The organism is Bacillus sp. FSL R9-9410, from assembly GCF_038050385.1.
Lineage (GTDB): Bacteria > Bacillota > Bacilli > Bacillales > Bacillaceae_G > Bacillus_A > Bacillus_A cereus_U.
In genome coordinates this window covers 683,912-697,849 of the sequence record NZ_JBBOTV010000001.1, presented here as the reverse complement: position 1 = coordinate 697,849, position 13,938 = coordinate 683,912, and the positions used below count along the sequence as shown (strand labels likewise).

Sequence of the window (13,938 nt, the reverse complement as noted above, 5' to 3'; positions counted from 1 at the left end):
TTATTCTCACACATTTTGACAAAAATTCTTTGCAGACATACAAAAAAGACCTCGCTATTCTTACGCCCAAATAAAAAGGTTACGCGAATAACAGAAGTCATGCTTATAACATAGATTGTGAAAAGCTTTTCAGGTCAAGATTTTTTTCATTCTTATTATTTTCCCCTTATAATTAAGGAAAGAGGTGATACATATGGCCAATATAAAACAAATTGCAAAAACTGCTGGTGTATCTATATCAACTGTTTCTCGTGTCCTTAATAATCATCCTTACGTAAAAGAGGAAAAACGTAAGCGTGTTTTAGATGCAGTTGAAGAATTGAACTATGCAAAAAATATAAATGCTATCCATTTAATAAAGGGTAAAACATATACAATTGGCGTTATGCTACCTTTTATTAATCTTCCGTACTTTAGCACGATCATTGAAGGAATCGGAAACGAAGCGTTAGCAGCTGGATATCATATTAATTTATGCCAAACGAATTACGATAGTATTGAAGAAGTTCGCGTTCTTGAAATGATGAAAATGAAACAATTTGACGGGATGATTATTTGCTCTCGAACGAGTTCATGGGAACAAATTGAACCGTTCGCAAAATTTGCCCCTATTATTTCATGTGAGAAAATGAACCATCCCCTCATTTCATCTGTCTATGTAGATCATTATGAAGGATTCCGTCTCGGTACTTCCTATTTACTCAGTAAAGGCCATGAAAAAATCAGCATTTGTTTAGCAAGAAAAACAAGTGTTAATTCAATCGAGCGTGAAAAAGCTTTCGCCGATACCCTTCGTCACGAAGGAAAAACAGTTTACCCTGATTGGATTTTCCATCAATGTTATACGATGCAGGACGGGGCAAAAATACTTCACCGTATTTTAAACATGAAAAATCGCCCAACCGCTATTTTCACAGCGAACGATCAAGTTGCTGCTGGTTTATTAACAGAAGCAAAAAAACATGGCATTCGCATACCTGAAGACCTCGCTATCCTGGGATTTGATAACCATGAAATTTCAAAAGCATTAGAAATTTCAACTATTGAACATCCCGGTCTCACGATGGGATCACGTGCTTTTTCTTTATTCCATAAACAGATGCAAAACGAACAAATTATTGGCAACTCAGAAGAACTTTCATTCCATTTAATTGAGCGAGAAACAGTCTGAAAAAGGAGCGTTAACTATAGCGCTCTTTTTTCAACTCTTCACCTATTGACTTTATATTTTTCATCTCATATAATTAACCTAACGAACGGTAGGTAGGGGATGAAAATGACAGCAAACCGCATTAAAGCTGTAGCACTTTCTCATTTCGCGCGCTACGGCTACGAAGGAACTTCATTAGCAAATATTGCTCAAGAAGTTGGGATTAAAAAACCATCGATTTACGCACACTTTAAAGGAAAAGAAGAGCTATATTTTACATGCTTGGAATCCGCTCTTCAAAAAGATTTGCAAAGCTTCACAGACGATATCGAAAACTTTTCAAATTCGTCTACTGAAGAATTGCTCTTAAATTTGTTAAAAGGCTATGCAAAACGATTTGGTGAAAGTGAAGAATCAATGTTTTGGTTACGAACTTCTTATTTTCCGCCGGATGCATTTCGCGAACAAATTATTGATAAAGCGAATGTACACATTGAAAATGTCGGAAAACTTTTATTCCCTGTGTTTAAAAGAGCAAGCGAACAAGATGAACTGCATAACATTGAAGTAAAAGACGCTTTGGAGGCTTTTTTATGCTTACTTGACGGCCTTATGGTTGAACTACTATACGCAGGTTTAAATCGTTTTGAGACACGTTTAGAAGCTTCTTGGAAAGTATTTTGGCGCGGACTTTCAAACTGACGGATTGCTCCTTTGCAATGCGTCGTTTTTAAGCCCTTTACCTAACGACTGGTAGGAAGGAGAAATGACATATGGCATGGATTTATGTAATCATAGCTGGTATTATTGAAATCTTTTGGGTGATTGGACTAAAAAAAGCGGAGGCACCACTTGAGTGGGCTGGTGTTGCTCTATTAATTACAATTAGTTTCGTCTTATTATTTAGAGCATATAAAGATCTACCTGTCGGCACTGTATACGCAGTCTTTACAGGAATTGGAGCTGGTGGAATCGTTCTTACAGAGATTTTCATCTTCGGAGAACCTTTCTCTATCGTAAAAGTTTTATTAATTGGTTTAATCTTCTTCGGAGTAATTGGTTTAAAACGAGTAACAGAAGAAAAAGAAGCGAAGGAGGCCGCATAAAATGGCTTGGGTATTTTTAATTCTAGCTGGTATTTGTGAAATTGTTGGTGTACTCTTTATGAAAGTAGCCACTGAAAAGAAAGGCTGGGCACCAAAAGTTATTTTAATCGCTAACTTTGGCGTAAGCTTCTTCTTCTTATCTCTTGCAATGAACACATTACCGATGGGAACTGCTTACGCAATTTGGACTGGAATCGGAACTGCCGGAAGTGCACTTCTCGGTATTCTTATTTTCCGTGAATCAGCGGATTGGCGCCGCCTTGCCTTCTTAAGCTGCATTCTGTGCGGCGCTGTTGGCTTAAAATTATTAGGCTAACGTGAGGTGAATGTCATGTGGAAAGAAAAAGGAAAACAAATGTTAGCATGGATCACACTCGGGATCGTCATTCTATTACAAATAAGTTTTCATATAATAGAATGGTTGTTTCATAGAGTAATATCCATTCTTACATTCCTTCCTAACATGGCACTTGAAATTGCATCTATCGTTTGGTCAATTATTGCCTCCATTGCAATCGTAATTATATGGAGTATCGCCAAGCTATGGAATAAGTTATATAAAAAGGACAGTTCTTCTGAAAAGAAGTAACTGTCCTTTTTATATTCATTCAGATTTTCTATAGAAATTTGATGCGATAAGACAAAGCAGACCAACTATGACAACACTCATACCAATCCCTTTATGCAAACTAGGAAATAGCGGTGGTATATCCGAATAAAAATTTGCTAATATGAGACCAATTGAGCATAAAAGTACCCCTATTCTATATAACCATTTTCTTTTTTCCATCATTCTCCCTCCTAAAATTTTCATACCCTCCTTTCTTTTGGACATACTACCTAAAAAAGGAGTGGATCATATGCAAAATTCTATACATAAGCAGATCCTATTTTTATTTTTTCTCTTTCTCATTCTCATCATCGTTTTCAGCTTTATATTACATACTCCGAAAGATTTGCCGAATAGCGTTTCTGTTTATAAACTACTGCTTTCATATTGTCATTATTGAAGAAGGTGCCTTGTATGAGGCACCTTTTAAAATTCTCTCTTCTCATATAATTTTACCGAAACGAAGACAGATGCTATGAACATGCATATTGAACCCCCGAATAATAAGCTATTATATAATTGAATTTGTTCCAGGTTGATTTGAAAGAACGTCTCTAAAATAACAATCGGTACTATAAATATGAATATTGTAATAAAAACAGTTTTTTTATATGCTAACCAAAACGATATTGGTAAAACAAAGCTTAAATACACTAAAATAAAGCTAATACTAGCAACCACTGTCGTTTCAATAAATTCAAATACATTAGCTTCATTCCCATCACAACACAAACATATTAGATAAACAAACCCTAACTTTCTTTGCAACATCATATCTTTTAAGACTAGTTGCTTGATCATTTATTACACCGCCTAATATGAAAATGCCCCTTCTATAACTCTGCCTCCTGAAACATTTTCATTGAGAGCAACATTGATATGACTATACTTACTAACACTCCGATACCAAGAACACTCATTGATATTATAGCATCTTCAGATTGAAGTACTTTTAGCATGATTGTTTTATCACCAAAAACATTGCACATAAGTCCAATCATACCCATTAAAGGAAAAATCATAATAACATTCAAGACAGTAGTAGCTTTATATCCTCCGATGTAATTAGTAGGTATCATTACTGCACAATAAATCAAAGTTGCTAATATTGCTGAAAATATTACATATCCAGGAATAACTACATCTCTGTCCAGCAAAATATTTCCTAATATTACGACTATAAAAGTTGTACTCAAACCGGCTATAATAAATAATGTGGTTGAAATATATTTAGCTATAACTATCTCTTTTCTTGTTATAGGCAAACTCACTAATACTTTTCCTGTTTTACTTTTCTCTTCATAATAAAAAGAAATATATATAATCGTACTACATGTTACAAATAATCCTATTGCAATCCCCATTGGTTCTACGGAATTCCTAAAAATAGATAAAATAGTTATTAAAAAATAGAAAGGAAACATCTTCTTCTGTAAGAAAAAATCCTTCAAAATCAACTGTTGCATATGAATTCTCCTCTCTATAAATCACGCGTTTCATAAATTTTAATTGTAAGAAACATAGAAACGATATAGACACTAGCTAATATAATTCCTCCAACTATAAATACACCAATATGCATTGGATTCATAATCCACTCAATGAATGAAGGTGCTGTTTCATTCAGCCCATCACTAATAAATATCCAAAGGATTCCCCCCACTCCTATTGATGCTGCTGATACTATACTTCTTACTACCTTCGATTTTGTACCATAATAACTAGGGAAAAACGTGACAACCAAAAATACGGCGTAAACAACTCCATTTATTACTTCATACCATGGAATTTCAATGTATAGATTAGGATGATATGCACCGATATCACCAATGACCACAATGCCTCTTATAAGAAAAACAACTAACATAGTAGAGAACATACCACCTACAATAAATATTGCACAGGAAATATATCTAGCAATTATGATATCCTTTCGACTTACCGGTAAACTATTTATAATAATGTCACTTTTATTCCTTTCATCCATAAAGATTAACGTCATAACGGAGGAAAGAGTTATAAATAGACAACTCATCGGAACTAACAATTCACCACTTGGATCTAACATAAATAATACAAGGGGCACAACAAGATTCACTAACCAAGTTACCCGAAAAAAGAACAAATCTTTATATATGAGCTGACGCATAGGCACCTCTCCCCTTCGCAGTGTAAACGATGATATCATCTAAATGAGGCTTTTCTAATACAACCTCATTTCCAAACCAATCTATAATTGCTTGTTTATCCTCTGCTAAACCTTCGAAACCAAATTTATTTTTTCGTAATCCAACAAATAGTTCTTTTCCTTCTCGATCTAATAAATCATTGTTTCCCTTTACTATTACGTAGTTCTCCATTAATTCATCTTTCTCACCAGTAAATATAATTTCTCCATCATTGATGAACGTAATGTAATCTGCGATGCGTTCTAAGTCTGTTGTAATGTGCGTTGAAAATAAGACAGATACTTCATCTTCCATTACAATTTCTTGCAACATATCAAGTAATTCACTTCGAACAACTGGATCTAATCCTGCTGTTGGTTCATCCATAATAATGAATTCCGCATGGTGTGAAAGTGCGATTGCAATCGCAAATTTCATTTTCATCCCTTTGGATAACTCTTTAATCTTTTTATACGTTGGAACTTGTAATCTCTGCATATACGATTGATACTGCTTTTCGTCCCACTTTTTATATAACGGTGCAATAATCCGTTTCATTTGCTCACACGTTAAATCTTCGTAATAATGATTTTCATCATATACAAAACCAATATTTTGTTTTATTTCCTTTTCGGCTTTCTTATTGTCCTTACCAAAAATTTTTATATCACCACTCTCTTTTCTGATTAAATTCATGATCATTTTGATCGTCGTACTTTTTCCAGCACCATTCGGTCCGATAAATCCCATAATATATCCACGTGGCAATGTAAAACTTACATTTTTCACTGAGAAATCTTGATAAGTTTTACAAACGTTTTTTAGCTCTAACATCTCTTATTCCCCCTCGTATAAACACGCAATCATCTGTTGCAACTCTTCCAGTGAAAGCTGTAACACTTTACTTTCATTCACAATCTCTTCCACTTTACTTTCCAATAGACGTAGCCGCTGTTCTTTTAATAGTTCATTATTTTTACGTGAAACATAAGTCCCCTTCCCAGCAACAGTTTCTATATATCCTTCTTTTTCAAGCTCCTCGTACGCGCGCTTCGTTGTAATTACACTAATTTGTAATTCCTTCGCTAAGCTACGAATAGACGGTAATTGGTCTCCACCCTTTAAACCACCATTTAAAATAAGCTGGCTCAATTGTTTCCTTATTTGCACATAAATAGGGTCTTGGGAAGAATTCGAAATAATAATATTCATGTTTTCCTCCAGTGTGTATATACTGTATATACCTTATATGCACAGTATATACAAAACATCCTATTTTTGGCAAGAAAAAAAGACCAACATTTTCCTGTTGGTCTTTCGTATATGTATCACTTTTCAAAGCGATCTAACATTTCGTCTCTCATTCCGAAACTAACAACCGCAATTCCTACATACATAAAAAGAAGGAATGCTGGATGAACTGTATTGTACCAGCTGCTATCAACAATTAAATAAATCGTTAACGCCACAACAAGAACAAACGCTAAAATAAACATATAAAAGTGTCTTGTATTACCCATGATAAACTCCTCTCTTCTCTCTTCACCATTCAACAGTATATTGTATCGAATAATTCGATATGACTCAAGGTTAACTTTCTGTTATGTAATCAAGTTCTATCTTTACAATGTCCTCACACGCTATTGAAATGATTGTTCCTTGTTTATCAATCGCTGTCACTTCTCTATTATCCATTACACGGTGCGCTACTCTTTCTAACACTTTCCCTTGGTCTCTGTAACAAAATTCTTTTACATCTTTAATTGTTTCTCCATTTTCTAGATGGTATACCATTCTATAACATCGATATCCCACGCTTCCACCCCCGCCTTGCTCGTTTTTTCACATATACATAAAAATGAGTAATTTCTACCTCATCACATCTTCTTAATTTCAATAAAATTCTAACAAAAATAAATACTTTTATCAAACCGACTTTTTCAACAAAATCACCTATAAAACCGCATCTTTACAGCAATATGAAACAAAAAATATAAATTTTCAACATTTTTTCATTCTAGCCGCATCAATGTTGCAAAAAAAAAAGAACCCGCATGTAGCGAGTTCTTTTATTCCAATCACACTTGTACAGGTGCTAGCTTTTCATAACGTAAAACTGGTTTACGAGCAGCTAATGTTTCATCTAAACGCTTTATTACTGTTGTATGTGGTGCTTCTTGTACAACTTCTGGATTTTCTTCTACCTCTTTAGCAATTTGAATCATCTTATCAATGAAACCATCTAATGTTTCTTTTGATTCTGTTTCTGTTGGCTCAATCATAATACATTCTTCCACATTTAATGGGAAGTAAATTGTTGGTGGATGGTAACCGAAATCAAGCAGACGTTTTGCAATATCTAATGTACGTACACCAAGTTTCTTTTGACGACGACCTGACAATACAAATTCATGCTTGCAATGTCTGTCGAATGGAAGATCATAGAATGGTGCTAATCTTCTCATCATATAGTTCGCATTTAATACAGCATACTCAGTTACTGCACGTAGTCCATCTGGACCCATAGAACGAATATACGTGTATGCACGAACGTTAATTCCGAAGTTACCATAGAATGGTTTCACACGCCCAATTGCTTCTGGACGATCATAGTTGAAGTGATAGCCATTTTCCGTTTTCTCTAAAATCGGTTTTGGTAAGTACGGAATTAAATCAGCTTTTACACCTACTGGACCAGAACCTGGGCCACCGCCGCCATGCGGACCTGTAAATGTTTTATGAAGGTTTAAATGTACAACGTCAAATCCCATATCTCCTGGGCGTGCTTGGCTTAATACAGCATTTAAGTTTGCACCATCATAGTATAATTTACCGCCTGCGTTATGGACGATTTCTGCCATTTCTAAAATATTTTCTTCGAATAGGCCTAATGTATTTGGATTTGTTAACATAAGTGCTGCTGTTTCTTCGTTTACAACACGTTTTAAATCATCTAAGTCAACAAGACCATGTTCATTTGATTTCACCGTAATTGTTTCAAAACCAGCTACTGTTGCAGACGCCGGGTTTGTTCCATGAGCAGAATCTGGAACAATTACTTTCGTACGGTTAAAGTCACCATTTGCTTCATGGTATGCACGAATTAACATTAAACCTGTCCATTCTCCGTGTGCACCAGCTGCTGGTTGTAACGTAACAGTATCCATACCTGTAATTTCAATTAAATGTTCTTGTAAGTCGTACATTAATTCCATTGCACCTTGCACTGTTTTTTCATCTTGAAGTGGATGAATATTTGCAAAGCCTGCGAAACGAGCTACGTTTTCATTAATTTTCGGATTATATTTCATCGTACAAGATCCAAGTGGATAGAATCCAGAATCAACGCCGTGGTTACGGTTTGAAAGCGCTGTGTAATGGCGCATAATATCAAGTTCAGATACTTCTGGAAGCTCTGCATCTTCAACGCGAATATAATCGCTCTCAAATACATCTTCTAATTTCACTTCTTCTACATCTAATTTGGGTAAGCTATATCCTACGCGTCCTTCTTTAGTCACTTCAAAAATAAGTGCTTGGTCTTGGTTCTTCATTGGATAGCCCCCATTTCGTTTACAAGTGTGTCAATTTCCTCTTTTGTACGAAGCTCTGTTACTGCTACAAGCATATGGTTTTCATGCTCTTTATAATCACGGCCTAGGTCGTAACCACCGATAATATTCTTTTGTATTAATACATCATTTATTTCTTTAACTGGACGTTTGCAATCTACAACAAATTCATTAAAGAATGGTCCAGCGAACGTTACAGTGAAGCCTTTCGCTTCGAATTGACGTTTTGCATATTGTGCTTTAGAAATATTTTGACGTGCCATATCTTTCACACCTTGTTTTCCAAGTGCCGTCATTGCAACTGATGCTGCTAATGCATTTAACGCTTGGTTTGAACAAATGTTAGACGTCGCTTTATCACGGCGAATATGTTGTTCACGTGCTTGTAACGTTAATACAAATCCACGTTTACCATCTGAATCCACAGTTTGTCCGACAAGACGTCCTGGAATTTTACGCATAAATGCTTTCGTTGTTGCAAAGTAACCACAATGAGGTCCACCAAACTGCGTTGGGATACCAAATGGCTGTGCATCACCGATTACAATATCAGCACCAAATTTTCCTGGCGGTGTTAATGCGCCTAATGATAATGGATTTGAAGAAACGATAAATAATGATTTTTGTTGATGAACGATTTTTTCGATATCAGCTAACTTTTCAACTTGTCCGAAGAAGTTTGGATATTGAACGATTACACAAGCAACTGTATCATCTACTTCACTTTGTAATACGTCTAAATCTGTTACACCGTCTTTATGATCAATTTCAACAACTTCAAGATTTTGACCTTTTGCATATGTTTCAAGTACCGCTCTTGATTCTGGATGAACTGCATTAGACACAAGAATTTTCTTTTTGCGAGTATGACCAGCTGCTAACATTGCCGCTTCAGCTAATGCTGTACCTCCGTCATACATAGAAGAGTTCGCTACATCCATTCCTGTTAATTCACAAATCATTGTTTGGAACTCAAAAATTGCTTGTAATTCCCCTTGTGAAATTTCTGGTTGGTATGGTGTGTAAGCTGTATAAAATTCTGAACGAGAAATAACATGATCCACAATTACTGGAGCGTAATGATCGTATACACCTGCTCCTAAGAAAGAAGCGTATTCTTTTAAGTTCGCATTTTTGCTAGCCATTTGAGATAGCTCTTTTAAAAGCTCTGGCTCTGATTTTGCTTCTTTAATTTTCAAATCCCCTTTAAAACGAACACTCTCTGGAATATCAGAGAATAACTCATCAATCGTTTGAACGCCGATTGTTTGTAACATTTCTCTTTTGTCTTCTTCTGTCATTGGAAGATAACGATGCAACATGAAATCTACCCCTCTCCCCGTTACTTTGAACGTTTATAAAATGGTGTTGGAACAACTACTGCTTTGACGCGTTTATTACGAATTTCAATTTCTACTTCTGTATCAACTGTTGCGTATTTCACATCAATTAGTGCTAAACCAATGCTTTTCTTTAACGTTGGAGATTGTGTACCACTCGTTACTTCCCCGATTTTTTCTTCTCCTATAAATACAGGGTAATGCGTACGAGGAATACCGCGTTCGATTACTTCGATGCCGACTAATTTACGAGATGCACCGTTTTCTTTTTGCTCTTTTAACGTTTCTTTTCCAAAGAAATCTGCTTCTTTATTTGGTTTTACCGCAAAGCCAATTCCCGCTTCAATCGGTGTAATATCTTTTGATAACTCTTGTCCGTATAACGGAAGTGTTGCTTCGAAGCGAAGTGTATCACGAGCACCTAAGCCACATGGTTTTAATCCATCTTCTTCTCCAACTTCAAGAAGTTTCACCCAAAGTTTTGCAGCATCTTCACTCTTACAGTAAATTTCGAATCCATCTTCACCTGTATAACCTGTACGAGATACAAGTGCAGGAATTCCATCTACAAGAATATCGTTTTTAAATTTAAAGAACTTAATTTCTTTCAAATCTTCTGACACAACTTTTTGTAAAATGTCTTGTGCTTTTGGTCCTTGAATTGCAAGTTGCGCAACTTCACTAGAAACATTGACTACCTTCGCATCGCCAATTACATGACTTGCTAACCATTCGTAATCTTTCTCGATATTTGATGCATTGATTACTAATAAATAGTCTTCTTCACCACGTTTGTAGATTAATAAATCATCTACTGTGCCGCCATTTTCATAGCACATAGCTGTATATTGTGCGCCTCCTACCTTTAAGGTAGATACGTCATTTGTAACAACACGTTGTAAAAATGCTAAACTATCTACACCCTTTACCTCTACTTCTCCCATATGAGATACATCGAACAAACCTGCTTCTGTACGTACAGCTTCATGCTCTTCTTTAATGCTTGAAAATTGAACTGGTAATTCCCAACCACCGAAGTCGATTGTTTTCCCACCATACTTCGCGTATACATCAAATAACGGTGTACGTTGTAATGTAATCATGCTCTTTCCCCCTTATGCTCTGACAAATCAATAAAAGTTGCTTCCCACATCTAAACATTTTCATTCTGAAAAGATAAGGTTATACGGAATCTCAGTATATTTTTTTATGAAAGCGTAAATAAAAAGTTACTTTCTTGGATAAAATACGAAAGATTCCACACATTTCACACCATTATCCTAACATCATTCGCTATATTTCATCAATATTCTAGCATAAAAAAAAATTTAGAATTTTTTATTCTTAATCATATTAAATACAACTTTCAAGATTTAGTCCTAAATCATTGCCTATTCTTTAACTTTTAGTAATTGTGATAGTGCCTTATTACGAGGCTTATAATAAAGATTTTTAAAATAATCACTTTAGTTTATAAAAGGTGGGAGAGTCTTAATGAATGTCGATATTTCCGTAGATCGAACGTGGCAAAACAATTTTTTAAAAAGAATTGATGAAGATGGTCCTTGGACAAATTGGGATTTATATCATTTAGCTTATAAAACAGAGAAATCATTACTCGTTCCTACTTTTGATGGATTGCAAGCACCGAAACATTTATCACATTTCACGCCGCTTCCGCATCAATTGGAGGTCGCTCAAAATGTCATTGAACAAATGAATGGTAAAGCGATTCTAGCAGATGAAGTTGGACTTGGAAAAACGATTGAAGCTGGACTTATTTTAAAAGAATACATGGTTCGAGGACTTGTAAAAAAGGTACTCATTCTCGTTCCAGCTTCTCTCGTATCTCAGTGGGCATATGAACTTAACACAAAATTTTTTATTCCTGCGGTCGCTCAAAAGAAAAGTTATTCTTGGGAACAAGCTGATGTCATCGTTTCATCAATCGATACTGCGAAACGTTCACCGCATCGCGATATCGTTTTAAACCTAGAGTATGACCTTATTATTATCGATGAAGCACATAAACTAAAAAACAATAAAACAAAAAACTATGAATTTGCACAGCGATTAAAAAAGAAGTTTTGTTTATTACTAACCGCAACTCCTGTTCAAAATAAAATTGATGAAATCTTCAACCTCGTTTCTTTATTAAAACCAGGTCATTTAGGCAATCAATCTAATTTTGAAGAATATTATGCTTCCAAAAATCGTTCCACTGAATCCGATGAAGATTTAAAAGCTCTTATCAATAAAGTAATGGTTCGAAATAGACGCCATAACACTGGCATTGATTGGCCGAAGAGGCATGTACGAACAATCTTCGTTGAATTTAATGAAGAAGAACAAGCTTTGTATAATGAAATTGAAAATTGGCGTGAACAAAATGCCTTTACATCTGCTTTCTCATCCTTAACTTTAAAACGGGAAGCATGTAGTAGTCGTGAAGCTGTTTACTATTCATTAAAAAAACATGTAGAAAAACGGCAGAAAGAAAATGAGCATTACATAAAGGACCCACATATTGATGTGCTGATGGATAAAATTAATCATATTCCGTTCAACTCCAAAGCAAATAAAGCACTAGAGCTCATAAAAGAAGTTAACGATAAAGTCATTATCTTCACTGAATATAGAGCTTCACAAATGTATTTACAATGGTTCTTACAACAACATGGCATTTCCTCTGTCCCATTTCGCGGTGGATTTAAGCGCGGGAAAAAAGATTGGATGAAGGAGCTGTTCCAAACTCATGCCCAAGTATTAATTGCGACCGAAGCTGGTGGTGAAGGAATTAACTTACAATTTTGTAGCCATATGATTAATTACGACTTACCGTGGAATCCAATGCGACTTGAGCAAAGGATTGGACGTATTCACCGTCTCGGACAAAAAAATGATGTTCATATTTATAACTTAGCAACAAAGCATACTGTTGAAGAGCACATTTTAAAACTACTATATGAAAAAATTAATTTATTTGAACGTGTAATCGGTGAACTCGATGAAATTTTAACAAGAATCAACATGAAAAATATTGATGCACATATTCAAGAAATTTTCGCGCAGTCAAAAAGCGAAGGTGAAATTCGAATCAAAATGGAAAATTTAACATCTATTATCGATTTTGCGAAGCGCAATGAAGCAGAGGTGCAGGACTATGCAGCAAAATGAAATTCATAATTACTTATACAACTTTTTTGAGGCGAATAACTGCGAAATTTTAGAACGTTCCCCTCACCTATTAGACGTACAGTTAACAATTGAAATGGATAAATTATTAATGAACCGCCCTTTCTATTGGCACTATCTTGAAAAAACAGGAGGCGTTCCGAACCCGATGCGCCTTACTCTTATTACAAATCCGGAAAACGAAGAAAACGACGGTGAACTTATTCATTACGGTTCACCCCGTTTGCATCAAATATTTGAAACGACAAAAGAACTAGGCTCATACATACGTTTATATGAGGAAGTGAAGCATAGCGGGGCAACTCATACCCCCCTTCATCCTTGGCTTGGTGTAAATATAAAAGTATCTTATCAATGTGACCGAAAAAAAGACATACTTCATTCCATCGGTATTCATCTTATTTCTGGGACAATGATTGCAAACTTTCATGACACTTTAGCAGAGATCAAACTCACACCAAAAATACCTGACTTTTGTTTTACCCTCTCACCTATCATTAAGCCACAAAGTGGCTTACAACGTATAGAGGATGCTTTAAAAAGTATAATTGCTGAAGATGACCACACGTGGGCAAAAGAAGCGAGAGTGCGTTGGAATCACGATTTAGACCTTTTAAATCGATTTTACGAAGATAGCGATGAACTTCCAGAAAGCTATGAAATTGAAAAGCAAGCATTACAAGAACAATACGAACCACGTATTACAATACAAATTATAAACGGCGGTCTCTTTTATGTTACCGCAAATCATTTTCTATCTTAAAGAAAGCTCCTTCAACTGTTGAAGGAGCTTTCTT

General features: G+C 35.4%; 17 protein-coding genes and 2 pseudogenes. 7 read left to right on the top strand and 12 right to left on the bottom strand.

Going from position 1 to position 13,938, the window contains the following annotated elements; translation table 11 throughout:
- The first annotated feature begins 193 nt into the window (after positions 1–193).
- The 5 genes from MKX77_RS03845 (at position 194) to MKX77_RS03825 (ending at position 2,845) form a co-directional block, all read left to right on the top strand.
- The gene (locus tag MKX77_RS03845; RefSeq protein ID WP_341305867.1) at positions 194–1,171 is read left to right on the top strand and encodes a LacI family DNA-binding transcriptional regulator; all 978 of its coding nucleotides are present in this window, start codon (positions 194–196) and stop codon (positions 1,169–1,171) included.
- 99 nt (positions 1,172–1,270) lie between these two features.
- A complete protein-coding gene (locus MKX77_RS03840) occupies positions 1,271–1,852 on the top strand; it encodes a TetR/AcrR family transcriptional regulator (protein ID WP_215554178.1) in 582 nt (193 codons plus the stop codon).
- 71 nt (positions 1,853–1,923) lie between these two features.
- Positions 1,924–2,256 carry a DMT family transporter gene (locus MKX77_RS03835; RefSeq protein WP_000312339.1) on the top strand — a complete coding sequence of 111 codons (333 nt, stop codon included), beginning with the start codon at positions 1,924–1,926 and terminating at the stop codon, positions 2,254–2,256.
- Between the two features lies 1 nt (position 2,257).
- Positions 2,258–2,572 (top strand): DMT family transporter, encoded by a 315-nt coding sequence (locus tag MKX77_RS03830; protein WP_002015033.1) that lies wholly within the window; start codon positions 2,258–2,260, stop codon positions 2,570–2,572.
- A gap of 15 nt (positions 2,573–2,587) precedes the next feature.
- Positions 2,588–2,845 (top strand): DUF3975 family protein, encoded by a 258-nt coding sequence (locus tag MKX77_RS03825; protein ID WP_341305866.1) that lies wholly within the window; start codon positions 2,588–2,590, stop codon positions 2,843–2,845.
- Positions 2,846–2,860: 15 nt separating this feature from the next.
- On the opposite strand, the gene MKX77_RS03820 is transcribed toward MKX77_RS03825, so the two are convergent.
- From MKX77_RS03820 to gcvT, 12 genes and pseudogenes are all read right to left on the bottom strand, one after another.
- Entirely contained in the window at positions 2,861–3,046 is a 186-nt protein-coding gene (locus tag MKX77_RS03820; RefSeq protein WP_341305865.1) for a hypothetical protein, read from the bottom strand.
- Positions 3,047–3,292: 246 nt separating this feature from the next.
- Positions 3,293–3,583 (bottom strand): annotated as a pseudogene (locus MKX77_RS03815) (ABC-2 transporter permease); the annotation flags it as partial.
- Between the two features lie 8 nt (positions 3,584–3,591).
- Positions 3,592–3,667: pseudogene (locus MKX77_RS30605) on the bottom strand (ABC-2 transporter permease); the annotation flags it as partial.
- A gap of 32 nt (positions 3,668–3,699) precedes the next feature.
- Positions 3,700–4,332 (bottom strand): ABC-2 transporter permease, encoded by a 633-nt coding sequence (locus MKX77_RS03810; protein ID WP_341305864.1) that lies wholly within the window; start codon positions 4,330–4,332, stop codon positions 3,700–3,702.
- A gap of 14 nt (positions 4,333–4,346) precedes the next feature.
- Positions 4,347–5,015, bottom strand: a complete 669-nt coding sequence (locus MKX77_RS03805) for an ABC-2 transporter permease (RefSeq protein ID WP_341305863.1) — start codon at positions 5,013–5,015, stop codon at positions 4,347–4,349.
- Positions 4,996–5,868 (bottom strand): ABC transporter ATP-binding protein, encoded by an 873-nt coding sequence (locus MKX77_RS03800; protein ID WP_341305862.1) that lies wholly within the window; start codon positions 5,866–5,868, stop codon positions 4,996–4,998. Before MKX77_RS03800 ends, MKX77_RS03805 begins: the two co-directional genes overlap by 20 nt.
- 3 nt (positions 5,869–5,871) lie before the next feature.
- Positions 5,872–6,246 carry a GntR family transcriptional regulator gene (locus tag MKX77_RS03795; protein ID WP_002160500.1) on the bottom strand — a complete coding sequence of 125 codons (375 nt, stop codon included), beginning with the start codon at positions 6,244–6,246 and terminating at the stop codon, positions 5,872–5,874.
- Positions 6,247–6,362: 116 nt separating this feature from the next.
- The gene (locus tag MKX77_RS03790; protein ID WP_002088608.1) at positions 6,363–6,554 is read right to left on the bottom strand and encodes a hypothetical protein; all 192 of its coding nucleotides are present in this window, start codon (positions 6,552–6,554) and stop codon (positions 6,363–6,365) included.
- A 70-nt stretch (positions 6,555–6,624) separates the two neighbouring features.
- Entirely contained in the window at positions 6,625–6,828 is a 204-nt protein-coding gene (locus tag MKX77_RS03785; protein WP_341307928.1) for a DUF3929 family protein, read from the bottom strand.
- Positions 6,829–7,112: 284 nt separating this feature from the next.
- The gene (gene gcvPB / locus MKX77_RS03780; RefSeq protein ID WP_002122485.1) at positions 7,113–8,588 is read right to left on the bottom strand and encodes an aminomethyl-transferring glycine dehydrogenase subunit 2; all 1,476 of its coding nucleotides are present in this window, start codon (positions 8,586–8,588) and stop codon (positions 7,113–7,115) included.
- A complete protein-coding gene (gene gcvPA, locus MKX77_RS03775; RefSeq protein WP_341305861.1) occupies positions 8,585–9,928 on the bottom strand; it encodes an aminomethyl-transferring glycine dehydrogenase subunit 1 in 1,344 nt (447 codons plus the stop codon). Before gcvPA ends, gcvPB begins: the two co-directional genes overlap by 4 nt.
- 20 nt (positions 9,929–9,948) lie before the next feature.
- On the bottom strand, positions 9,949–11,049 hold the full coding sequence (gene gcvT, locus MKX77_RS03770; protein ID WP_002111803.1) for a glycine cleavage system aminomethyltransferase GcvT: 1,101 nt from the start codon (positions 11,047–11,049) through the stop codon (positions 9,949–9,951).
- Between the two features lie 391 nt (positions 11,050–11,440).
- On the opposite strand from gcvT, the gene MKX77_RS03765 reads away from it, so the two are divergent.
- Both MKX77_RS03765 and MKX77_RS03760 read left to right on the top strand, forming a co-directional pair.
- Complete coding sequence (locus MKX77_RS03765) at positions 11,441–13,123, top strand: DEAD/DEAH box helicase (protein WP_341305860.1); 1,683 nt, start codon at positions 11,441–11,443, stop codon at positions 13,121–13,123.
- The gene (locus tag MKX77_RS03760) at positions 13,110–13,904 is read left to right on the top strand and encodes a YqhG family protein (RefSeq protein WP_002088611.1); all 795 of its coding nucleotides are present in this window, start codon (positions 13,110–13,112) and stop codon (positions 13,902–13,904) included. The genes MKX77_RS03765 and MKX77_RS03760 overlap by 14 nt, the downstream gene beginning before the upstream one ends.
- Positions 13,905–13,938: the final 34 nt, after the last annotated feature.